This window comes from Perlucidibaca piscinae DSM 21586 (assembly GCF_000420045.1).
GTDB lineage: Bacteria > Pseudomonadota > Gammaproteobacteria > Pseudomonadales > Moraxellaceae > Perlucidibaca > Perlucidibaca piscinae.
Map to the genome: position 1 here is coordinate 430,677 of NZ_ATUE01000005.1, position 21,354 is coordinate 452,030.

At 64.7% G+C, this 21,354-nt stretch carries 23 protein-coding genes; all 23 read left to right on the forward strand.

From position 1 onward, the window contains the following. On the forward strand, positions 1 to 774 hold the full coding sequence (locus tag F595_RS0102100; RefSeq protein ID WP_156873766.1) for a hypothetical protein: 774 nt from the start codon (positions 1 to 3) through the stop codon (positions 772 to 774). 31 nt (positions 775 to 805) lie between these two features. Next, positions 806 to 1,474 carry a hypothetical protein gene (locus tag F595_RS0102105; protein WP_022955219.1) on the forward strand — a complete coding sequence of 223 codons (669 nt, stop codon included), beginning with the start codon at positions 806 to 808 and terminating at the stop codon, positions 1,472 to 1,474. Positions 1,475 to 1,573: 99 nt separating this feature from the next. Then, positions 1,574 to 2,119: a YaeQ family protein gene (locus F595_RS0102110; protein ID WP_022955220.1), complete on the forward strand. Its 546-nt coding sequence runs from the start codon at positions 1,574 to 1,576 to the stop codon at positions 2,117 to 2,119. Positions 2,120 to 2,137: 18 nt separating this feature from the next. After that, positions 2,138 to 2,788: a YceI family protein gene (locus F595_RS12310; RefSeq protein WP_022955221.1), complete on the forward strand. Its 651-nt coding sequence runs from the start codon at positions 2,138 to 2,140 to the stop codon at positions 2,786 to 2,788. Positions 2,789 to 2,896: 108 nt separating this feature from the next. Continuing rightward, complete coding sequence (gene mnmG, locus F595_RS0102120) at positions 2,897 to 4,804, forward strand: tRNA uridine-5-carboxymethylaminomethyl(34) synthesis enzyme MnmG (RefSeq protein WP_022955222.1); 1,908 nt, start codon at positions 2,897 to 2,899, stop codon at positions 4,802 to 4,804. After that, the gene (gene rsmG / locus F595_RS0102125; protein ID WP_022955223.1) at positions 4,804 to 5,457 is read left to right on the forward strand and encodes a 16S rRNA (guanine(527)-N(7))-methyltransferase RsmG; all 654 of its coding nucleotides are present in this window, start codon (positions 4,804 to 4,806) and stop codon (positions 5,455 to 5,457) included. The genes mnmG and rsmG overlap by 1 nt, the downstream gene beginning before the upstream one ends. A gap of 35 nt (positions 5,458 to 5,492) precedes the next feature. Continuing rightward, positions 5,493 to 6,260 carry a ParA family protein gene (locus F595_RS0102130; RefSeq protein WP_022955224.1) on the forward strand — a complete coding sequence of 256 codons (768 nt, stop codon included), beginning with the start codon at positions 5,493 to 5,495 and terminating at the stop codon, positions 6,258 to 6,260. A gap of 13 nt (positions 6,261 to 6,273) precedes the next feature. Further along, positions 6,274 to 7,185, forward strand: a complete 912-nt coding sequence (locus tag F595_RS0102135; protein WP_022955225.1) for a ParB/RepB/Spo0J family partition protein — start codon at positions 6,274 to 6,276, stop codon at positions 7,183 to 7,185. Positions 7,186 to 7,193: 8 nt separating this feature from the next. Then, a complete protein-coding gene (locus tag F595_RS0102140) occupies positions 7,194 to 7,820 on the forward strand; it encodes an START domain-containing protein (protein WP_169446918.1) in 627 nt (208 codons plus the stop codon). Positions 7,821 to 7,978: 158 nt separating this feature from the next. Beyond that, the gene (locus F595_RS0102145; RefSeq protein WP_022955227.1) at positions 7,979 to 8,377 is read left to right on the forward strand and encodes an ATP synthase subunit I; all 399 of its coding nucleotides are present in this window, start codon (positions 7,979 to 7,981) and stop codon (positions 8,375 to 8,377) included. A 13-nt stretch (positions 8,378 to 8,390) separates the two neighbouring features. Further along, positions 8,391 to 9,239, forward strand: coding sequence for a F0F1 ATP synthase subunit A (gene atpB / locus F595_RS0102150; protein ID WP_022955228.1), 849 nt, complete (start codon positions 8,391 to 8,393; stop codon positions 9,237 to 9,239). Positions 9,240 to 9,281: 42 nt separating this feature from the next. Continuing rightward, positions 9,282 to 9,527 (forward strand): F0F1 ATP synthase subunit C, encoded by a 246-nt coding sequence (gene atpE / locus F595_RS0102155; protein WP_022955229.1) that lies wholly within the window; start codon positions 9,282 to 9,284, stop codon positions 9,525 to 9,527. A 73-nt stretch (positions 9,528 to 9,600) separates the two neighbouring features. Then, positions 9,601 to 10,074 (forward strand): F0F1 ATP synthase subunit B, encoded by a 474-nt coding sequence (locus tag F595_RS0102160; protein ID WP_022955230.1) that lies wholly within the window; start codon positions 9,601 to 9,603, stop codon positions 10,072 to 10,074. An 18-nt stretch (positions 10,075 to 10,092) separates the two neighbouring features. Further along, a complete protein-coding gene (locus F595_RS0102165; protein ID WP_022955231.1) occupies positions 10,093 to 10,629 on the forward strand; it encodes a F0F1 ATP synthase subunit delta in 537 nt (178 codons plus the stop codon). Between the two features lie 25 nt (positions 10,630 to 10,654). Further along, entirely contained in the window at positions 10,655 to 12,199 is a 1,545-nt protein-coding gene (gene atpA, locus F595_RS0102170; RefSeq protein WP_022955232.1) for a F0F1 ATP synthase subunit alpha, read from the forward strand. Positions 12,200 to 12,261: 62 nt separating this feature from the next. After that, complete coding sequence (gene atpG, locus F595_RS0102175) at positions 12,262 to 13,131, forward strand: F0F1 ATP synthase subunit gamma (protein WP_022955233.1); 870 nt, start codon at positions 12,262 to 12,264, stop codon at positions 13,129 to 13,131. A 44-nt stretch (positions 13,132 to 13,175) separates the two neighbouring features. Further along, the gene (gene atpD / locus F595_RS0102180; protein WP_022955234.1) at positions 13,176 to 14,573 is read left to right on the forward strand and encodes a F0F1 ATP synthase subunit beta; all 1,398 of its coding nucleotides are present in this window, start codon (positions 13,176 to 13,178) and stop codon (positions 14,571 to 14,573) included. 28 nt (positions 14,574 to 14,601) lie between these two features. Beyond that, complete coding sequence (locus F595_RS0102185) at positions 14,602 to 15,030, forward strand: F0F1 ATP synthase subunit epsilon (RefSeq protein WP_022955235.1); 429 nt, start codon at positions 14,602 to 14,604, stop codon at positions 15,028 to 15,030. A gap of 156 nt (positions 15,031 to 15,186) precedes the next feature. Further along, entirely contained in the window at positions 15,187 to 15,621 is a 435-nt protein-coding gene (locus F595_RS0102190; RefSeq protein ID WP_026913134.1) for a CBS domain-containing protein, read from the forward strand. Positions 15,622 to 15,724: 103 nt separating this feature from the next. Next, on the forward strand, positions 15,725 to 17,095 hold the full coding sequence (gene glmU, locus F595_RS0102195) for a bifunctional UDP-N-acetylglucosamine diphosphorylase/glucosamine-1-phosphate N-acetyltransferase GlmU (protein WP_022955236.1): 1,371 nt from the start codon (positions 15,725 to 15,727) through the stop codon (positions 17,093 to 17,095). 72 nt (positions 17,096 to 17,167) lie between these two features. Beyond that, positions 17,168 to 18,994: a glutamine--fructose-6-phosphate transaminase (isomerizing) gene (gene glmS, locus F595_RS0102200; RefSeq protein WP_022955237.1), complete on the forward strand. Its 1,827-nt coding sequence runs from the start codon at positions 17,168 to 17,170 to the stop codon at positions 18,992 to 18,994. A 52-nt stretch (positions 18,995 to 19,046) separates the two neighbouring features. Beyond that, positions 19,047 to 21,083, forward strand: a complete 2,037-nt coding sequence (locus tag F595_RS12315; RefSeq protein ID WP_040568023.1) for a carbon starvation CstA family protein — start codon at positions 19,047 to 19,049, stop codon at positions 21,081 to 21,083. Beyond that, complete coding sequence (locus F595_RS0102210; protein ID WP_022955239.1) at positions 21,080 to 21,286, forward strand: YbdD/YjiX family protein; 207 nt, start codon at positions 21,080 to 21,082, stop codon at positions 21,284 to 21,286. The genes F595_RS12315 and F595_RS0102210 overlap by 4 nt, the downstream gene beginning before the upstream one ends. Positions 21,287 to 21,354 lie beyond the last annotated feature (68 nt).

The following is a 21,354-nucleotide window of genomic DNA, read 5'->3' on the forward strand; positions in this document are numbered from 1 at the left end:
ATGACATGTTCTCGCCTGCTGATGTCCGCGCTGCTCTGCGTCAGCGTGCTGCCAGCCCTGGCCACGGCAACGCCGACCCTGGCGCGCCAGTACAAGCAGCACTACGGCTACATGCCGGCCTGCAATGCCTGCCACAGCCAGGGCGGGGGGTCGGAGCTCAATCCCTATGGCAAGGCCTTCAAGGCCAATGGCAAGCAGCTGGCCAGCTTTGCCCGCATCGCCGCGCTCGACAGTGACGCTGACGGACATGGCAATGACAGCGAGGCCAAGACCCGGGCCAATCCCGGCGACAAGCGCTCGCAGCCCGGCAAGGCGGGCGACTGGCTGGACATGACCAGCCTGATTCCGCGCGAGGTGCGCGCGCGGTTTCCGGGGGTCACTACCTGGCTGCCGCAGGATGCCGTGCTGACCCCGGGTGACATGGCGGCGGCAAAAGCCATGGGGGTCACCCTGCGTCGCGAGGATGACAACACCATCTACATCCCGCTCAAGGACAGGCGACCGATGGGGACGGCCCTGATCTTTCCGGTCGTCTGGCAAAAGAAGACCTTTTATCTGTTGATGACCACGGACAGGCAGCTGACCGTGGATCATGTCTCGGTGCTGCACGCCAATGCCCTGCCCGAGGCGAAGAAGCTGACGCTGTATGCCGGTTTCAGCGGCAAGACGGCGGCGCAGCTGCCGGCCGGAAACCCGTCCAGCCTGGACGGTGTCATCAGCGCCTCGGTGAAGTCGGCGGCCACCTTGCTGCTGGTCAGACTCAAGGGTGCCTGAGCCGGGCACCAGCCACTCCTGGAAACGTGACATGACAGACACAGCAGCACCGGAACGATTCGATTTCTTCAGTGATGCCCCGGTGCTGGACCCGGCGGTGGTCGAGCTGGCGCCGGAGCCGTCGGCCTGGCTGACCATTGGCGGCCCGATCGGTCTCGTGCTGTTCTTCCTGGCGATCTGCATGGCCCTGCGCTGGTTCATCCCCTTCCATGAATCGCGCCTGTCGTTTTCGCTGCGCGACCTGCCGGTGGCTGCCCAGCGCGGCATCGGTCTGTCGACGATCCTGTTCGGCATCGCCTTCTTCTTCGGCCTTGCCGAGGTGCATTACCAGCTTGGCGTGCATGGCAGCACCGAGGCCTATTTCGAGAACATGACCGAAGGCAAGCTGATTGCCTTCACGCATGCCCATCTCTTCGGCTTTACCACGGCCTTTTTCATCATAGGCATTCCCTTTTCCATGCATTTCAACCGGTTGCGCATCTACCAGTGGGTGTTTCCAGCCGGACTGGCGGCCGCGCTGACCGACATCGTGTCGTGGTGGGGCATCAAGTACATCTCGCCGAACTTCGACTACGTCACCATGTTCTGCGGCGCCGTCTACGGCATTGCCTATCTGTGGATGCTGATCGGCATCGTGCGCATCCTGTTCTTTCCGTCGATCACCTGGTTTCCGGATCGATTGAATGAACCCGACAAATGATGGGAATAATGTCTGCTTGTCCGACATTCTGCGTGGAGAATGGCAACAGAGGCTGCTAGATTCAGCGCATCCTCGATCCGAGGTACTGGAGTTGCCTGCATGGCGCTGAAGTCGACCGTCTACAAGGTCCAGCTGAATCTGGCGGACATGGATCGCGAACGTTACGCCGATCATGCCTTCACACTGGCGCTGCATCCGTCCGAGACGCTGGAACGGCTGCTGGTGCGCATCATCGCCTTCGCCTGGTTCGCCGATGAGGATCTGGTGTTCACGCGCGGACTCAGCAGCGAAGACGAGCCGGACCTGTGGCAGAAGGATCTCACCGATACCATCCTGCACTGGATGGAAGTCGGCATGCCCGACGAGACCCGGATTCGCAAGGGCTGCCACCGCGCCGCGCGCATGACCGTGGTGACCTACGGAGATCATGCGGCACCGGTATGGTGGGAAAAGATCCGTTCCAGCCTGACCCGTTTTGAAAACCTCGAGGTGCTGTTTCTGCCGCAGGCACCTCTGGAAGCGATGACGCCTCACATGGGGCGCAACCTGTCCCTGCAGATCACGCGTCAGGATGGCGTGCTCTGGATCACCTTGGACAACCTCACGGTGGAACTGAAGCCCGAGGTCTGGCGCCAGGCGCGCTGACACCGGGTGGAGATGGCCATGGAGCGCAAGACGCAGGACTGGCTGCCATACACCCTGACCCTGATCATCGGGGTCATGTTCTGGCTGTTGGCGCAGACGGCGAAGGCGAACTCGGTGGTTGTCTACGAGATAGACAGCCAGCGCACCCGCATCAGCTTCAACTGGAGCTATTTCGGCATGCTCAGTCCGCCTGGCTCGTTCAGCCAGGCCACCGGACGGATCTACGGCAATCTCGACGACCCCATGAGCTCCTCCGTCGAGGTTGCCATTCCCGTGCGCACCCTGAAGACGTTCATGCCGGCCATCGACAACGAACTGCTCAATTCCGGCGACTTCTTCAAGCCTGAACAGTACCCGATCATGCGTTTCCGCAGCGACGGCATCATGCACGTCGACAAGCGCGAAAAGACCTTCAGTCTGACCGGCACGCTGACCGTGAACGGCATCAGCAAGCCTGTCATTCTCAGTACCCAGTCACCGGCCAAGGACCAGAATCCGTTTGCGACACGCAAGCCGGGCATGGAACTGACCGCGACCACGCGCTTCCGGCGCAGCGAGTTCGGCATGACGCGCATGCTCGGGGTGGTCGGCGACGAAATGCAGGTCAAGCTCAAGGTGGTGGCGGTGGAGAAGTCGCGTCAGGCGCAAATGCCGCCAATCACGCAGTAAACATGGCAATGGCGCCATGCCGGGCCGCCGCGCCGCTGGTGGCCGGGATGCCGGTTCTGTATAATTCCTGCCCGTTTTGCTCCGTGCCCGTCGCGCAGGTGGCTTCGCATGCAATACCCCAAGTCCTATGACGTCATCGTGATCGGTGGCGGCCATGCCGGTACCGAAGCCGCGCTGGCGGCAGCCCGCATGGGCTGCCAGACCCTGCTGCTGACCCACAACATCGAGACGCTGGGGCAGATGAGCTGCAACCCGGCCATCGGCGGCATCGGCAAGTCGCATCTGGTCAAGGAGATCGATGCCCTCGGCGGCGCCATGGCGCTGGCCACCGACCAGGCCGGCATCCAGTTCCGCGTGCTCAACAGCCGCAAGGGTCCGGCCGTGCGCGCCACCCGTGCCCAGGCCGACCGCGTGCTGTACAAGGCCGCCATCCGCGCCATGCTGGAGAACCAGCCCAATCTCGACATCTTCCAGCAGGCTGCCGATGACCTGGTGGTGGAGGGCGACATGGTCAAGGGCGTGGTGACGCAGACCGGCATCCGCTTCAGTGCCAGGACCGTGGTGCTGACCACCGGCACCTTCCTCGGCGGCACCATACACATCGGTCTCGAGAACCATCGCGGCGGTCGCGCCGGTGATCCGCCCTCGATCGCGCTGGCCAATCGTCTGCGCGAGCTGCCGCTGCGTGTCGGCCGCCTCAAGACCGGCACGCCGCCGCGCATCGATGCGCGCTCGGTGGATTTCTCGCTGATGACCGCGCAGCCCGGCGACACCCCGCGCCCGGTGATGTCGCTGCTCGGCAGCGCTGACATGCACCCGCAGCAGGTCGCCTGCTGGATCACCCACACCAACCTGCAGACCCACGACATCATCCGTGGCGGTCTCGACCGTTCGCCGATGTATTCCGGCGTCATCGAGGGCGTGGGGCCGCGCTACTGCCCGTCCATCGAGGACAAGATCCACCGCTTCGCTGACAAGGATTCGCACCAGGTCTTCCTGGAGCCCGAAGGCCTGACCACGCACGAGCTCTACCCCAACGGCATTTCCACCTCGCTGCCCTTCGACGTGCAGCTGGCGCTGGTGCGCTCGATTCGCGGCATGGAAAACGCGCACATCACGCGCCCCGGCTACGCCATCGAGTACGACTATTTCAACCCGCAGGACCTGCAGCACACGCTGGAAACCAAGGTCATCGCCAACCTGTACTTCGCCGGCCAGATCAACGGCACCACCGGCTACGAGGAGGCCGGCGCGCAGGGCCTGCTCGCCGGTCTGAACGCGGCACTGCGCGCGCAGGATCGCGAGGGCTGGTACCCGACCCGCGACCAGGCCTACCTCGGCGTGCTGGTCGACGACCTGATCACCCTGGGCACCCGCGAGCCCTACCGCATGTTCACCTCGCGCGCCGAATACCGCCTGATGCTGCGCGAGGACAATGCGGACGAACGCCTGACCGAGAAGGGGCGCGAACTGGGGCTGGTCGATGACCGCCGCTGGCAGCTGTACTGCGACACCCGCGAGGCCATCGCGCGCGAAACCCAGCGCCTGAAATCAGCCTGGCTGCATCCCGGAACCGATCTGGCCGCGCGCTTCACGGCACTGACCGGGCAGGACATCCAGCGCGAGAACAGTGCTCTGGATCTGCTCAAGCGCCCGCAGGTGAGTCATGCCCAGCTTGCCGAGCTGCTGCCGGCGGCCGAGCAGGACGGTCTTGACGCCACCCAGCGTGCCCGCGTCGGCGAGCAGGTCGAGATCAGCGTCAAGTACGCCGGCTATGTCGACCGTCAAAGCGAAGAGGTCAGCCGTCTTCGTCATCAGGAGGGCATGAGCCTGCCTGTCGATTTCGACTATGACGCGGTCAAGGGCCTGTCCAACGAAGTGCGCCAGAAGCTCAAGGCCACGCGTCCGGAGACCCTGGCGCAGGCCGGTCGCATTCCCGGCGTCACGCCGGCGGCCGTGTCGCTGCTGCTGATCACCCTGAAGAAACAGGGTCGCCAGCTGTCGCAGGCAGTCTGATGGCCGGTCCGCGTCTGTCTCCGAACTGGCCGGCCCAGGCCGAGGCGCGTCTGCGCGAGGGCCTCGCCGCCATGCAGATGACCCTGTCCGAGGTCACCATCACGGCGCTCATGCAGTACCTGGCGGCACTGGTGAAGTGGAACCAGGCCTTCAATCTGACCGCGATCCGCGATCCGCTTCAAATGGTCGACAAGCACCTGCTCGACAGCCTCAGCCTGCTGCCGGAGCTGGGGCAGGGCAGTGTGCTCGATGTCGGTACCGGTGCCGGTCTGCCCGGCTTCATCATCGCCCTGGTGCACCCCGAGCTGGCGGTCAGCCTGCTCGACTCCAATGGCAAGAAGACGCGCTTTCTCAAGCAGGTGGCGGCCGAACTCAAGGTCACCAATGTCACCGTCATCACCGGTCGCTGCGAGGAGCAGCAGGGCAGTCATGCGCAGATTGTCAGCCGCGCCTTTGCCAGTCTCGCCGACATGGTGGCGGGCACCGAGCATCTGCTGGCCCCTGACGGACGCTGGCTGGCCATGAAGGGTCATGTGCCGGACGATGAAATAGCCGCCTTGCCGGCGCACGTGGCACTCGAAAAGACCCCTGCATTGCGGGTACCCTTTGCAGCGGATGCCCGCCACCTCGTGGTTCTGCGGCCCGCGCACTAATGCTTCACAGGCTGCGGCCTGACGTCGAGGAATTCATGGACAAGATTTTTGCGGTCGCCAACCAGAAGGGCGGCGTCGGCAAGACCACGACCAGCGTCAACCTGGCAGCGTCGCTGGCGGCCACGCGTCGTCGCGTGCTGCTCATCGATCTGGACCCGCAGGGCAATGCCACCACCGGCTCCGGCGTCGCCAAGAACGAGCTCGACCTGACCGTGTATGACGTGATGCTCGGCGACAGCCCGGCTGCCGACGTGATCGTCAGCGTGGCGGGCGGCTACGATCTGCTGCCGGCCAACGGCGACCTCACCGCGGCCGAAGTCGAGCTGCTCGACGCGCCGCACAAGGAGCAGCGCCTCAAGCAGGCCCTGGAGCCGGTGGCCGCGAAGTACGATGCCATCGTCATCGACTGTGCGCCGTCGCTGAGCATGCTGACCCTGAACGGTCTCGTTGCTGCCGACGGCGTCATCATTCCCATGCAGTGTGAATACTTCGCGCTCGAGGGGCTGGCGGCACTGACCCAGACCATCGAGCGGGTCGCCGAGACCGTCAACCCGCGTCTGCACATCGCCGGCATCCTGCGCACCATGTTCGATCCGCGCAACACCCTGGCCAACGATGTCTCCAGCGAGCTGATCAGCCATTTCGGCGACCAGGTGCTGAACACCATCGTGCCGCGCAACGTGCGCCTGGCCGAGGCGCCGGCGCATGGCCTTCCGGCCCTGCAGTACGACAAGCATTCACGCGGCGCCATGGCTTACCTGGCGCTGGCCTCCGAGCTGTTGCGCCGCCAGAAGCGACGCTGAGGATCAGGCAATCATGAGCGACAACAACGCGGCCCGTGCAGCGGCCACCAAGAAGCGCGGACTCGGCGGCGGACGCGGTCTCGATGCCCTGCTCGGTACCGTGCGCAAGGTGCAGGAAGAAGTCACGGCGGTGGCGTCCGGCCACAAGCCGGAAGGCGAGTTGCGCCAGCTGCCGGTGGAGTGGCTGGAGCGGGGCCGCTACCAGCCGCGCCGCGACATGGATCCGGAGTCGCTGCAGGAGCTGGCTGACTCGATCCGTGCCCAGGGCATCCTGCAGCCCATCGTGGTGCGTGCGCTCGGCCCGGAACGTTTCGAGATCATTGCCGGCGAGCGCCGCTGGCGTGCCGCCCAGCTGGTGCCGCTGGCCTCGGTGCCGGCCCTGGTACGTGATTTCAGCGACGAAGCCGCGATCGCGCTGGCGCTGATCGAGAACATCCAGCGCGAGGATCTGAATCCGCTGGAAGAGGCGATTGCCATGCAGCGCTTCGCCGACGAATTCAAGCTCACTCATCAGCAGGTGGCAGACGCGGTCGGCAAGTCGCGTGCCGGTGTCACCAACCTGCTGCGCCTGCTGGCGCTGCATGACGAGGTCAAGCGTTCGCTGGAGCATGGCGATCTCGACATGGGTCATGCCCGTGCCCTGCTGGCACTGCCGCTGGCGCAACAGGCGGTGATCGCCCGCCAGGTCATCGACAAGGGGCTGTCGGTGCGCCAGACCGAGGCACTGGTGCGCAGCAGCCTGAACGCCAAGCCGGCGCCGGCAGTGGTGCGACTGGATCCGAACGTGCGCCGCCTGCAGGACGATCTCTCCGAGCGTCTCGGCGCGGCGGTGCAGATCGATGCCCAGGCCAGCGGCAAGGGACGCGTGATCATTTCCTACAATTCGCTGGATGAGCTGGACGGCATCGTCGAGCACATTCGCTGAGCATGATCATGACCCGATCGTGGCGGCACGTCGCTGCTCTGCTGCTGTGTCTGTTTCCGCTCGCGGCGTGGAGCGATGGCTGGGCGCTGCGCAAGTCCGATGGCGAACGTGAAATCCGCGTCTACCAGCGCGACAGCCGTGAGCGTGCCTACGATGACATCTATGCCGTCACCGTGATGCCTGGCAGCGTCCGTCAGGTCGAAGCCGTGCTGGCCGACATTCCGGCCATGCCGCAATGGGTGCCCAGGGTGGCGCAGGCCAAGGTGCTGCGCAGTCAGGGTGATCAGGTCTGGACCTACATGCAATACGTCCTGCCATACCCGTTCCGCGCCCGTGATGCGGTGGTGATGTCGGAGCGCAGCGAGCACAAGGGCGTGGTCACCATCCGCTCGCAGGCGGTCAAGGGGCTGGTCCGGCCGCATCCGGACCGGGTCCGCCTCAGTCGCGTGCAAAGCACCTGGAAGATCACCCCGCTGCCTGACGGCCGTGTTCGCGTCGAGCTCTGGGGCATCGCGGTGCCGGGCGGTCTGATACCGGCCATGGCCTACAATTTCAATCTCGCCGATGACGGCGTGCAGACCATGCGGCAGCTCAGACGCATGGCCTTGCGCAGCAAATATCAAGATGAGCGGTAGCCGCAAGGGCCTCGCCACAAGATCTTGTGGTGAGCAATCCGGGGGCCTCGGAACCTGATGCAGGTTGCCCTTTGACCGCCGCCAACCTATAATCCGCGCGCTTTCACAGGCATTGTATCGAGCACCAGACCGGTGCCGCGACCGACGCTGGAACGGCAATGACGCAAAGCAGACCGCAACCGCTGGTGGACACCAACCCAGCATTGACCCAGTTGCGGTGGCAGGTGCGTCTGCTGGTCATCGCCACGGTGATGACGCTGTTGTTCGCCAGTCGCGAGGCCGGGCTTTCACTGCTCGCCGGTGCCGGAATTGCCGTGATCGGCCAGACCTATTTCGTCTGGCGTGCATTTCGTCATGCCGGTGCAATCTCTGCGAAGCAGATTGTGCAAGGATTTTATCGGGGTGAGGCAGGCAAGTTCATGCTGACTGCCGCACTCTTTGCCACCGTCTTCCTGGCCTTTGATGCCGTGAAGCCGGGCTGGCTGTTCACCGGTTTCATTTTGGAGCAGCTGGTCGCCTGGATTGTCCCCTTGACGATGCGCGCGACACAGCAATGACGGGTAGAGACGCATGGCCGGAAATTCGACCGAGTACATCAAGCACCACCTCACCAACCTGACTTACGGTTATCACCCGGAAAGTGGCTGGGGCTTCGCCCACAGCGCCAAGGAAGCAGGCGAGATGGGCTTCAACGCCATCCATGTCGACACCATGGGCTGGTCCCTGGTGCTCGGCCTGCTGTTCTGCTGGCTGTTCCGCATGGCGGCCGTGCGCGCCACCTCGGGCGTGCCGGGCGGCCTGCAGAATCTCGTCGAAGTCGTTGTCGAGTTCGTGCAGACCAACGTCAAGGACACCTATCACGGCACCTCCAAGCTGATCGCTCCGCTGGCGCTGACCATCTTCGTCTGGATCTTCCTGATGAACGCGATGGACCTCATCCCGGTCGACTTCCTGCCGGAGCTCGCCAAGCTGGTGGCCGTCGGTCTCTTCGGTGCCGATCCGCATGCCGTGTTCTTCAAGGTGGTGCCGACCACCGACGTCAATGCCACCCTCGGCATGGGCCTGTCGGTCTTCGGCCTGATCCTGTTCTACAGCATCAAGATGAAGGGCGCTGGCGGCTTCGCCAAGGAACTGACCTTCCACCCCTTCAACACCATCTGGCTGGTCTGGTTCAACTTCCTGCTCGAAGGCATTGCCCTGATCGCCAAGCCGATCTCGCTGGCACTGCGACTGTTCGGCAACATGTATGCGGGTGAACTGATCTTCATTCTGATCGCCCTGCTGCCGTGGTTCCTGCAGTGGACACTGTCCGTGCCATGGGCCATCTTCCACATCCTGATCATCACGTTGCAAGCCTTCGTGTTCATGATGTTGACCATTGTGTATCTGAGCATGGCCTCGGAAACGCACGACCACTAACCCGTAACTCAACCTGCAACCAAACCCACAGAGGAAACTCACATGGAACTCATCACCGGTCTCAACCTGATTGCTGTTGCCCTGCTGATCGGCTTCGGCGCCCTTGGTACCGCCATTGGCTTCGGCCTGCTCGGCGGCAAGTTCCTCGAAGGCACTGCCCGTCAGCCGGAACTGGCTCCCCAGCTGCAGGTCAAGATGTTCATCGTCGCCGGTCTGCTCGACGCCGTGACCATGATCGGTGTCGGTATCGGTCTGTTCCTGCTGTTCGCCAACCCGTTCATTCAGTAATCGCTCGACACGAACGATCTGTCGCGGGCCCTGAACAGGGCCCGCTGAATGTAACCGGACAAGAGGTGATAGCGTGAACATCAACTTCACAATGGTAGGCCAGGCCATCGCGTTCGCGATCTTCACCTGGTTCTGCATGAAGTTCGTGTGGCCGCCGGTCATGGCTGCTCTGGCAGAACGCCAGAAGAAGATTGCCGATGGCCTCAATGCTGCCGACAAGGCCAAGCAGGATCTGGAAGCTGCGCACGCGCAGGTTGCCCAGGAACTGCAGGCTGCCAAGCAGCAGGCTGCCGCACTGATCGAACAGGCCAACCGCCGTGCCGGTCAGGTTGCTGAAGAGGTCAAGGCCCAAGCTTCGGCCGAAGCCGAGCGCATCCTGACCCAGGCCCGCGCCGACATCGAGCAGGAAATTGCCGGTGCCCGCGATGCCCTGCGTCTGCAGGTTGCTGCCCTGGCCGTTGCCGGTGCCGAGAAGATCCTGCAAGCCGAGATCGATGCTGCCAAGCACGCCGGCATGCTGAATCAACTGGCCACCGAGCTCAAATAAGAGGCCAACGGGACAGTCATGGCTGAATTAACCACAGTGGCGAGACCCTATGCCAAGGCAGCTTTCGAGCATGCCCAGGCCAACGGTCAGCTGGCTGCCTGGTCGTCCATGCTGGCGCTTGCCGCCGCCGTGGTCGATGATGCGGCCTTCAAGCAATACATCGCGCGTCCCACGCTGAGCGGCGAGCAGCAGGCTGACGCCGTGCTCAAGGTTTGCGGCGACCAGTTCGATGCTGCCGGTCGCAATTTCATCTGCAACCTGGCTGCGAACAAGCGACTGGGGGCCCTGTCGGCCATCAGCAGCCTGTACGAGGCACAGCGTGCTGCTGCAGAAGGTGCGGTGGACGTTTCGGTGACCACGGCGTTTGCCCTGGATGACGCGCAGACCGCGTCGCTCGCCGAGACCCTGACCCGCAAGCTGTCGCGCCAGGTGAATGTCACCAGCAGCGTCGATGCCAGCCTGATTGGCGGCGCCGTCATCCGTGCCGGCGATACGGTCATCGATGCCTCCGTGCGCGGCAAGCTCGGCAAGCTTCGCACTACCCTGACTACTTGATATTTCCTTCGAGGAAGAGAGCATCATGCAGCATCTGAATCCCTCCGAGATCAGCGAACTGATCAAGAGCCGCATCACGGACCTGAACGCGTCCGCTGAAGCGCGTAACGAAGGCACCATCGTCGGCGTGTCCGACGGTATCGTGCGCATCCACGGTCTCGCCGACGTCATGTACGGCGAAATGATCGAGTTCGACGGCGGTCTCTACGGCATGGCCCTCAACCTCGAACAGGACTCTGTCGGTGCTGTCGTGCTCGGCTCGGCACTGGGTCTGGCCGAAGGCCAGAAGGCCCGTTGCACCGGCCGCATCCTGGAAGTCCCGGTCGGTCCGGAACTGCTCGGTCGCGTCGTTGACGCCATCGGCAACCCGATCGACGGCAAGGGCCCGGTCAACGCCAAGCTCTTCGACGCCGTCGACAAGGTCGCTCCGGGCGTGATCTGGCGCCAGTCCGTGGACCAGCCGGTGCAGACCGGTTACAAGTCCGTCGACGCCATGATCCCGATCGGCCGTGGCCAGCGCGAGCTGATCATCGGCGACCGTCAGACCGGCAAGACCGCACTGGCCATCGACGCCATCATTGCCCAGAAGAACTCGGGCATTAAGTGCATCTATGTCGCCGTCGGCCAGAAGCAGTCCACCATCGCCAACGTCGTGCGCAAGCTCGAGGAATACGGCGCGATGGAATACACCACGGTCGTCGCCGCTGCCGCTGCCGAACCGGCCGCCATGCAGCTGATGGCTCCGTACGCCGGCTGCACCATGGGCGAATACTTCCGTGATCGCGGCGAAGACGCCCTGATCATCTATGACGATCTGTCCAAGCAGGCCGTTGCCTACCGCCAGATCTCGCTGCTGCTGCGCCGTCCGCCAGGACGCGAAGCCTACCCGGGCGACGTGTTCTATCTCCACTCCCGTCTGCTGGAGCGTGCATCGCGCGTGTCGGCTGACTACGTCGAGAAGTTCACCAACGGCGCCGTGACCGGCAAGACCGGCTCGCTGACCGCGCTGCCGATCATCGAGACCCAGGCCGGTGACGTCTCCGCGTTCATTCCGACCAACGTGATCTCGATCACCGACGGCCAGATCTTCCTGGAGTCCAGCCTGTTCAACTCGGGTATCCGTCCGGCCGTCAACGCCGGTATCTCGGTGTCCCGCGTCGGTGGTGCTGCCCAGACCAAGATCATCAAGAAGCTGTCGGGCGGCATCCGTACCTCGCTCGCCCAGTACCGTGAACTGGCTGCCTTCGCGCAGTTCGCTTCCGACCTCGACGAAGCGACCCGCAAGCAGCTGGAACTCGGTCAGCGCGTCACCGAGCTGATGAAGCAGAAGCAGTTCGCTCCGCTCAACATCGCCGACATGGCCCTGTCCATCTTCGCCGTCAACGAGGGCTACCTCAACGACGTGCCGGTGAACAAGGTGCTGGCGTTCGAAGCGGCGCTCCATGCCTTCTTCAACAGCGAGTGCAAGGCACTGATGGACAACATCAATGCCACCGCCAACTACGACGGCAAGATCGAAGCCGAGCTGCGCGCCGGCATCGACAAGTTCAAGGCCACCCAGACCTGGTGACCCCGAGACAGCCCGGACAGTGCGTCCGGGCTGTTCCGTCAGAGCAATGATTTGGTGAGGCTATGGCCAGCTTAAAAGAAATTCGCAGCAAGGTTGCGAGCATCAAGAGCACGCAGAAGATCACGAAAGCGATGCAGCTTGTTGCCGCCTCCAAGATGCGCAAGGCCCAGGAGCGCATGGCGGCCGGCAAGCCCTATGCGCAGAAGATCCGTCAGGTGGTGGCTCACGTGGCGCATGCCACGTCCGAGTACCAGCACCCGTACCTGACGGAGCGTCCGGTCAAGCGCGTCGGCTACATCGTCGTGTCGTCCGACCGCGGCCTCTGCGGCGGCCTGAACATCAACCTGTTCAAGCGTGTCGTGATGTCCGTGCGTGACTACCAGGCCCAGGGTGTCGAGACCGAGCTCTGCCTGATCGGCACCAAGGCGACGACCTTCTTCAAGAACGTCGGCGGCAAGGTGGTGGCGGCCAAGACCCATCTCGGTGACCAGCCGTCGCTGGAAGCCCTGATCGGCGCCATCACGGTGATGCTGCAGCACTACGATGAAGGCAAGATCGACCGCCTGTACCTGGTGTCGAACGAGTTCGTCAACACCATGACCCAGAAGCCGACGCTGCAGCAGCTGCTGCCGCTGTCCAGTGAGGGCGATGGCGGTCTCGGCGAGCGCAACTACAACTGGGACTACCTGTACGAACCGGAAGCCAAGCCGCTGCTCGACAGCCTGCTTGTCCGCTTCATCGAGTCGCAGGTCTACCAGGGCGTGGTCGAGAACGTCGCCTGCGAAATGGCTGCCCGCATGGTCGCCATGAAGGCCGCCACCGATAACGCCGGTGAACTGATCCGCAGTCTGCAGCTCGTGTACAACAAGCTGCGTCAGGCCGCGATCACGCAAGAAATTTCGGAAATCGTCGGTGGTGCGGCGGCTGTCTAAGCCGGCGTGCCATCCCAGAATTGACAGTTTGAGAGGATAAACCCATGAGCAGCGGTCGTATCGTCCAGATCATCGGCGCCGTCATCGACGTCGAATTCCCGCGCGACAGCGTTCCCAAGGTCTATGACGCCCTGAAGGTGGAAGCGACCTCGACCACCCTGGAAGTCCAGCAGCAGCTGGGTGACGGCATCGTCCGCACCATCGCCATGGGTTCCACCGACGGTCTCCGTCGCGGTCTCGAAGTCGGCAACTCCGGCGGCCCGATCTCGGTCCCGGTCGGCAAGGGCACCCTGGGTCGCATCATGAACGTGCTCGGCCAGCCGGAAGATGAAGCCGGCCCGGTCGAAACCGACATCACCATGTCGATCCACCGCAAGGCTCCGGCCTATGACGAACAGTCCGGCGCCACCGAGCTGCTGGAAGTGGGCATCAAGGTCATCGACCTGCTGTGCCCGTTCGCCAAGGGCGGCAAGGTCGGCCTGTTCGGCGGCGCCGGCGTCGGCAAGACCGTGAACATGATGGAGCTCATCAACAACATCGCCAAGGCGCACAGCGGTCTGTCCGTGTTCGCCGGCGTGGGTGAGCGTACCCGTGAAGGCAACGACTTCTATCACGAAATGAAGGATTCGGGCGTTCTCGACAAGGTCGCGATGGTTTACGGCCAGATGAACGAGCCTCCCGGAAACCGTCTGCGCGTCGCGCTGACAGGCCTGACCATGGCTGAATACTTCCGTGACGAAAAGGATCCGGCCACCGGCAAGGGCCGTGACGTGCTGCTCTTCGTCGACAACATCTACCGCTACACGCTGGCCGGTACCGAAGTGTCCGCACTGCTCGGCCGCATGCCGTCGGCCGTGGGCTACCAGCCGACGCTGGCCGAGGAAATGGGCGTGCTGCAAGAGCGCATCACCTCGACCAAGAATGGCTCGATCACCTCGATCCAGGCCGTCTACGTGCCTGCCGACGACTTGACCGACCCGTCCCCGGCGACCACCTTCGCCCACCTCGACGCCACCGTCGTTCTGTCGCGTGACATCGCCTCGCTGGGTATCTACCCGGCCGTCGACCCGCTCGACTCGACCTCGCGTCAGCTCGATCCGCTGGTCGTTGGCGAAGAGCACTACGCTGTCGCCCGTGGCGTGCAGACCGTGCTGCAGCGCTACAAGGAACTCAAGGACATCATCGCGATCCTCGGCATGGACGAACTGTCGGAAGAAGACAAGCTCGTCGTCTACCGTGCGCGCAAGATCCAGCGCTTCCTGTCGCAGCCGTTCCACGTTGCTGAAGTGTTCACCGGCTCGCCGGGCAAGTACGTGTCCCTGAAGGAAACCATCCGTGGCTTCAAGGGCATTCTGGCTGGCGACTACGACAGTCTGCCGGAGCAGGCCTTCTACATGGTCGGCGGCATCGACGAAGCCATCGAGAAGGCGAAGAAGCTCTAAGCGATCCTTGACGAGCCAGGAGTAGGACATGACGAACACGATCCATTGCGACATCGTCAGCGCCAAGGAGTCGATCTACGGCGGTCGCGCTCGCATGGTGATCGCGCACGGTCAGCTCGGCGACCTCGGCATCACGCCGGGTCACGCGCCGCTGCTGACCCAGCTGGCACCGGGCCCGATCCGTATCCTGCTGGAAGACGGCGAGGAGCTGCTGTACTACGTGTCGGGCGGTGTGCTGGAAGTGCAGCCCACCATCGTCACCGTGCTCGCCGATACCGCTGTGCGTGCGGCCGATGTGAACGAAGCCGCTGCGCTGGAGGCCCGCAAGGCCGCCACCGAGGCCCTGGCCAACCAGAAGAGCGAGATGGACACGTCCGCCGCCCTGGCTGTGCTGGCCGAGACCGCAGCCCAGCTGCGTACGCTGCAGGCTCACAAGAACCGTGCCGGTCGCGGCTGAGCCGTTCCGGTCGTGAAACAAGGGCAGCTTCGGCTGCCCTTTTTCATGCGCTTCATTTGGTCGTTCAACGCCCTGTCACGCCTCGTCAGCGCCGTCAGGTCATGCTAAAAGAAACCTGTGACAACAACGCATGACGCGGCAGGGGACGGGGGCGGAATGAAAACGGTTGCAGATATTCTGCGGAACAAGGGAGCCCAGGTCACACACGTGATCGGGCCGGATGCCACGGTGCTGGAAGCCATCTCGCTGATGGCTGACAAGGGCGTGGGCGCCCTGGTGGTGACCGAGGGCGAGAAGGTCGTCGGCATCGTCAGCGAACGCGACTACGCGCGCAAGGTGGTGCTGATGGAGCGCTCCTCCTACAATACCGCCGTGAGCGAGATCATGACGTCGAACGTGATCACGGTAACTCCCGAGTTTCATCACCAGTCCTGCATGGAGCTGATGACCGAGAAGCGACTGCGCCACCTGCCGGTGCTCCAGCAGGGGCGTCTGATCGGCCTGATCTCGATCGGTGACCTGGTCAAGGAAATCATGTCCGCGCAGCAGGCGCAGATCAATCAGCTCGAACAGTACATCCGCGGCGAGTGAGCCGACAGCCGCCTTCCGTTGCCCGTCCTGACGCGATGGAAGGTGTCTCGTTGCCCGTCAGGCATCGTGTAAACTGCCGGAAGTTTTTTCCGGCAGGATCTCCATGAGTCTTCAGGTCGTCATTCTGGCTGCGGGCAAGGGCACCCGCATGCGCTCCTCGCTGCCCAAGGTCATGCAACCCCTGGCCAGCCGTCCGCTGCTGGCCCATGTCATCGCGGCGGCTCGTCGCCTCGGTGCCGAACGTCCCATCGTGGTCTACGGGCATGGCGGTGACGTGGTGCAGCAGGCCTTTGCCGGCCAGGCCCTGGACTGGGTGCTGCAGGCCGAGCAGAAAGGCACCGGCCATGCCGTGCAGGTCGCGCTGCCGGTGCTGGCGCCAGCCGGACGCACCCTGATTCTCTATGGCGACGTGCCTCTGATCTCGGTGGCCACCCTGCAGCGCCTGATTGACGCGGTGCCCGACGAGAACAGCCTGGGCCTGCTCACCGTGCATCTGCCCGACCCGAGCGGATACGGTCGCATCGTGCGTGATCACGGGCGCGTGGTGCGCATCGTCGAGCAGAAGGACGCCAGTGATTCCGAAAAGACCATCACCGAGTGCAACACCGGCATTCTCTGCGTGCCCAACCGCCTGCTGCATGCCTGGCTGCCGGCGCTGAAGAACGAGAACGCGCAGGGCGAGTACTACCTTACCGACCTCATCGGCATGGCCACCAGTCACGGCGTGCCGGTCACGGCAGTGCACCCGGACACGGTCTGGGAGGTCGAAGGCGTCAACGACAAGCTGCAGCTGGCCACGCTGGAGCGGGTATGGCAGCGCCACCAGGCCGAGCAGCTGATGCGGGCCGGCGTCACCGTGCTGGACCCGGCCCGCCTCGACGTGCGTGGCGAGATCAGCCATGGCATGGACGTGCAGCTGGATGCCGGCGTCATTCTCGAGGGACGCGTGGTGCTGGGCGACAACGTGCGTGTCGGCGCCGGCTGCATCCTCAAGGATTGCGAGATCGGCGCGGGCACCGAGATCAAGCCCTATTCGCTGGTCGACTCCGCGGTGGTCGGCGGCAATGCGCAGATTGGCCCCTTCGCGCGCCTGCGTCCCGGCTCGAAGCTGGCGGATGAGGTCCACATCGGCAACTTCGTCGAAACCAAGGCCACGGTCATGGGGGTCGGCGCCAAGGCCAACCACCTGGCCTATCTCGGCGACAGCGAGATCGGCGCCCGCGTCAACATCGGCGCCGGCACCATCACCTGCAACTACGACGGTGCCAACAAGCACAAGACCGTGATCGGCGACGACGCCTTCATTGGTACCAACAACTCGCTGGTGGCACCGGTCAGCATCGGTGCCGGCGCCACCACCGGTGCCGGCTCGACCATCAGCAAGGACGTGCCGGCCGGCGTGCTCGCGGTGGCGCGTGCCGTGCAGAAGGTGATCGAGGGCTGGCAACGCCCGCGCAAGACGCCCAAGGCCTGAGCCCGGCGTCATCAGCAATACCGTGACAGGCCACCTCTGGCCGGTCGCGACAGCAATCGAGGAGAGTGGGGCATGTGCGGAATTGTCGGGGCCATTGGCGAGCGTCACATCACGGAAGTGCTGATCGAGGGCCTGCGCCGCCTCGAATACCGCGGCTATGACTCGGCCGGCCTGGCCGTGATCGATCAGGGCGGCATCGTGCGCGAGCGCCAGCCCGGCAAGGTTCAGGCCCTGGCCGACGCCAGCCATGCCGCCGGCATCGACGGTTATGTCGGCATCGCCCACACGCGCTGGGCCACGCATGGCGCACCGACCCAGGACAATGCCCACCCGCATCAGTCCGGCGACATCGCCGTCGTGCACAACGGCATCATCGAGAACTACGAGGCGCTGCGCGAGCGCCTGCAGGGCGAGGGCTTCGTGTTCACCTCGCAGACCGACACCGAAGTGGTGCCGCACCTGATCCAGTCCGAGCTGCGCAAGGGCGGTGATTTCATCGACGCCGTCAAGCGTGCCGTGGCCCAGCTGCATGGCGCCTTCGCCCTCGGCATCATCCGCGCCTGCGAGCCGGAGCGCCTGATCGCGGTGCGTCAGGGTTCGCCGCTGGTGGTCGGACTCGGCATTGGCGAGAACTTCCTCAGCTCCGACCAGCTCGCGCTGCTGCCGGTGACCAACCGCTTCATCTACCTGGAGGAAGGCGACTTCGTGGTGCTGACGCGCCAGAAGGTGTCGGTCTGGGACCGCAACGGTGATGTCGTGAAGCGTCCGGCGGTGGAGCTGGATGCCACCCTGCATGCCAGCACCAAGGGCGGCTACAAGCACTACATGCTGAAGGAGATCTACGAGCAGCCGGCGGCCATCCAGCGTACCCTCAACGGCCGCGTCAGTCAGGGCCGTGTCGCGCTCGACGCCTTCGGTCCGCAGGCCGCCGAGCTGCTGGCCAAGGCCAGGCACATCCAGATTCTCGCCTGCGGCACCAGCTACCACGCCGGCTTTGTCGCCAAGTACTGGTTCGAGGCGATTGCCGGCATCTCCTGCCATGTCGAGGTCGCCAGCGAGTTCCGCTACCGCACGACGGTGCTGCCGCCCGATACCTTGCTGGTGACGATTTCCCAGTCCGGCGAGACCGCCGACACCCTGGCCGCGCTGCGCGAGGTCAAGGCGCGCGCCATCGGTTCGCTGTGCATCTGCAACGTGCCGACCTCGACCCTGGTGCGCGAGTCCGACATGGCCTTCATCACCCATGCCGGCCCCGAGATCGGCGTGGCGTCGACCAAGGCCTTCACCACCCAGCTGGTGGCCCTGCTGCTGCTGGTGCTGGCTGCCGGACGCCAGCATGGCAACGTCAGTGCCGACCGTGAACGCGAGATCGTGGCCCAGCTCAACCAGCTGCCCAACCTGCTGGAAACGGTGCTGGCACTGGACCCGCAGATCGAGCGCATCGCCGAGCGCTTCGGCGAGAAGCACCACACCCTGTTCCTCGGCCGTGGCGCGCAATACCCGGTGGCCATGGAGGGGGCGCTCAAGCTCAAGGAAATCTCCTACATCCATGCCGAGGCCTACCCGGCCGGCGAGCTCAAGCACGGCCCGCTGGCGCTGGTCGACAACGACATGCCGGTGGTCGCGGTGGCGCCCAAGAACGATCTCATCGACAAGCTCAAGTCCAACCTGCAGGAAGTGCGCGCGCGGGCCGGCGAGCTCTACGTGTTCGCCGACCGCAACGCCGACGTGCGTCCGGAGCCGGGCCTGACCGTGTTCCCGATGCCGGGTGTGGCCGACGAGGTCGCGCCCATCGTCTACACCATCCCGCTGCAGCTGCTGTCGTACCACGTGGCCGTGATCAAGGGCACCGACGTCGACCAGCCGCGCAACCTCGCCAAGTCGGTGACCGTGGAATAAGTCGCTGGCGCGTGGCGCAGCAGGAGAGCAGGCGGTGAAAGACAAGATCCTGATGGCGCTGGTGGTGCTGGCTGCCGTGGCCTCGCTGGCCGTGCTGGCACTGCACCGCGGCGAAACCCTGAACGCAGCCTGGCTGGTGGTGGCGTCGACCGCGGTCTACGTCATCGCCTACCGCTACTACAGCCGCTACCTGGCCGGCCCGGTGCTGGGGCTGGATGCGCGCCGGCTGACGCCGGCGCATCGTCACGGTGACGGCCTCGACTACGTGCCCACGCATCGCGTGGTGCTGTTCGGCCACCACTTCGCTGCCATCGCCGGCGCCGGTCCGCTGATCGGCCCGGTACTGGCCGCGCAGATGGGCTATCTGCCCGGCACGCTGTGGCTGCTGGCCGGCGTGGTGCTGGCCGGTGCGGTGCAGGACATGCTGATCCTGGCCGCCTCGTCGCGGCGTGACGGCCGCTCGCTGGGCGACATGATCCGCAGCGAGCTGGGCCCGCTGGCCGGCACCGTCGCCGGCATCGGCATTCTCGCCATCATGATCATCCTGCTCGCCGTGCTTGGCCTGGTGGTGGTGAAGGCGCTGGCGCACTCGCCCTGGGGCACCTTCACCGTGGTGGCGACCATTCCCATCGCGGTGTTCATGGGGCTGTACCTGCGCTACCTGCGTCCCGGCCGCATCGGCGAGATGTCGCTGATCGGCCTGGTGCTGCTGTTCCTGTCCATCGTCGCCGGCGGCTGGGTCGCCGAGCACGAGACCTGGAAGGTCGTGTTCACGCGCAGCGGCGAAGAGCTGGCGCTGGGCCTGATCGCTTATGGCGCGCTGGCCTCGGTGCTGCCGGTGTGGCTGCTGCTGGCGCCGCGCGACTACCTGTCGACCTTCCTCAAGATCGGCACCATCGTGGCACTGGCGCTGGGCATCCTGTTCGTCCTGCCGGAACTGAAGATGCCGGCGCTGAGCCAGTTCATCGACGGCAGCGGGCCGGTGTTCGCGGGCGAGCTGTTCCCCTTCCTGTTCATCACCATCGCCTGCGGCGCGGTGTCCGGCTTCCATGCCCTGGTGTCGTCGGGCACCACGCCCAAGCTGCTCGACAACGAGCGCGACGTGCGTCCCATCGGCTACGGCGCCATGCTCATGGAGTCGTTCGTGGCCATCATGGCGCTGATCGCCGCCTGCGTCATCGAGCCCGGCATCTACTTCGCCCTGAACTCGCCGCCGGCGCTGATCGGCAAGACGGTGGAAGAGGCGGCGGCGGTGATCAGCCAGTGGGGCTTCTCGGTGACGCCCGAGCTGCTGGCGCAGACCGCCAAGGACATCGGCGAGGAAAGCATCCTGTCACGTGCCGGCGGCGCACCGACGCTGGCGGTGGGCATGGCCTACATCCTGTCGTCGGTGATCGGCGGCAGCGGCATGATGGCGTTCTGGTACCACTTCGCCATCCTGTTCGAGGCGCTGTTCATTCTCACCACCATCGACGCCGGCACCCGGGTCGGCCGCTTCATGATCCAGGACTTGCTCGGCAACCTGCACGCGCCGTTCCGCGACACCCGCCTGTGGTGGCCCAACCTGGTCGCCACCAGCCTCTGCGTGGGCGGCTGGGGCTGGTTCCTGTACCAGGGCGTGATCGATCCGCTCGGTGGCATCAACACGCTGTGGCCGCTGTTCGGCATCGCCAACCAGATGCTTGCCGCCATGGCCCTGCTGCTCGCCGGCGCGCTGCTGGTGCGCCAGCAGAAGGCCCGTCACGCCTGGGTGGCGCTGCTGCCCGCGAGCTGGATCCTGGTCATCACCCTGACCGCGAGCTGGCAGAAGCTGTTCCATGACAACCCGCGCATCGGCTTCCTGGCCCATGCCGAACAGTTCAGCGCGGCCGCCGCTGCCGGCGAGGTGCTGGCACCGGCCAAGAGCCTGGCGCAGATGCATCAGGTGATCTTCAACGACCACATCAACGCCACGCTGTGCGCGCTGTTCATGGCGGTGGTGCTGACCATGCTGTTCTGCAGCCTGCGCGCCATGGCCCGGGCCCTGCGCAGCGGCCGCGTGCAAAGCAGCGAGACGGCGCCGGTGTATGCCAGCGGAGCCGGCGCATGAGCTCCGGCGGCCGGCTGACGCAGCTCTGGCAGCGCAGCCGCCAGTTCGGCGCCATGCTGGTCGGCGTACCCGATTACGATGCCTACGTGGCGCACATGCAGCTCAAGCATCCCGAGCTGACGCCGATGACCCGCGAGCAGTTCGTGCGTTCGCGCATGGAGGCCAGGCTGGGGGCGAAGACGCCGGGGAAGTGTCCGTGCTAGGTTGGGTTTTCTGAGCTGGTGATGCTGGCGGCTAAGTGTTTGCGGTGCTTCAGGGAAGGGGTGCGGGG

Bases quoted from the DNA above. Each gene is read 5' to 3' on its own strand.
- F595_RS0102130 (WP_022955224.1), top strand. From the start codon at position 5,493: ATGGACAAGATTTTTGCGGTCGCCAACCAGAAGGGCGGCGTCGGCAAG.
- atpB (WP_022955228.1), top strand. From the start codon at position 8,391: ATGGCCGGAAATTCGACCGAGTACATCAAGCACCACCTCACCAACCTG.
- F595_RS0102145 (WP_022955227.1), top strand. From the start codon at position 7,979: ATGACGCAAAGCAGACCGCAACCGCTGGTGGACACCAACCCAGCATTG.
- F595_RS0102140 (WP_169446918.1), top strand. From the start codon at position 7,194: ATGACCCGATCGTGGCGGCACGTCGCTGCTCTGCTGCTGTGTCTGTTT.
- glmS (WP_022955237.1), top strand. From the start codon at position 17,168: ATGTGCGGAATTGTCGGGGCCATTGGCGAGCGTCACATCACGGAAGTG.
- F595_RS0102165 (WP_022955231.1), top strand. From the start codon at position 10,093: ATGGCTGAATTAACCACAGTGGCGAGACCCTATGCCAAGGCAGCTTTC.
- mnmG (WP_022955222.1), top strand. From the start codon at position 2,897: ATGCAATACCCCAAGTCCTATGACGTCATCGTGATCGGTGGCGGCCAT.
- atpE (WP_022955229.1), top strand. From the start codon at position 9,282: ATGGAACTCATCACCGGTCTCAACCTGATTGCTGTTGCCCTGCTGATC.
- glmU (WP_022955236.1), top strand. From the start codon at position 15,725: ATGAGTCTTCAGGTCGTCATTCTGGCTGCGGGCAAGGGCACCCGCATG.
- atpD (WP_022955234.1), top strand. From the start codon at position 13,176: ATGAGCAGCGGTCGTATCGTCCAGATCATCGGCGCCGTCATCGACGTC.
- F595_RS0102100 (WP_156873766.1), top strand. From the start codon at position 1: ATGACATGTTCTCGCCTGCTGATGTCCGCGCTGCTCTGCGTCAGCGTG.
- F595_RS0102185 (WP_022955235.1), top strand. From the start codon at position 14,602: ATGACGAACACGATCCATTGCGACATCGTCAGCGCCAAGGAGTCGATC.
- F595_RS12310 (WP_022955221.1), top strand. From the start codon at position 2,138: ATGGAGCGCAAGACGCAGGACTGGCTGCCATACACCCTGACCCTGATC.
- F595_RS0102105 (WP_022955219.1), top strand. From the start codon at position 806: ATGACAGACACAGCAGCACCGGAACGATTCGATTTCTTCAGTGATGCC.
- F595_RS0102190 (WP_026913134.1), top strand. From the start codon at position 15,187: ATGAAAACGGTTGCAGATATTCTGCGGAACAAGGGAGCCCAGGTCACA.
- F595_RS0102110 (WP_022955220.1), top strand. From the start codon at position 1,574: ATGGCGCTGAAGTCGACCGTCTACAAGGTCCAGCTGAATCTGGCGGAC.
- atpA (WP_022955232.1), top strand. From the start codon at position 10,655: ATGCAGCATCTGAATCCCTCCGAGATCAGCGAACTGATCAAGAGCCGC.
- rsmG (WP_022955223.1), top strand. From the start codon at position 4,804: ATGGCCGGTCCGCGTCTGTCTCCGAACTGGCCGGCCCAGGCCGAGGCG.
- atpG (WP_022955233.1), top strand. From the start codon at position 12,262: ATGGCCAGCTTAAAAGAAATTCGCAGCAAGGTTGCGAGCATCAAGAGC.
- F595_RS0102210 (WP_022955239.1), top strand. From the start codon at position 21,080: ATGAGCTCCGGCGGCCGGCTGACGCAGCTCTGGCAGCGCAGCCGCCAG.
- F595_RS12315 (WP_040568023.1), top strand. From the start codon at position 19,047: ATGGCGCTGGTGGTGCTGGCTGCCGTGGCCTCGCTGGCCGTGCTGGCA.
- F595_RS0102135 (WP_022955225.1), top strand. From the start codon at position 6,274: ATGAGCGACAACAACGCGGCCCGTGCAGCGGCCACCAAGAAGCGCGGA.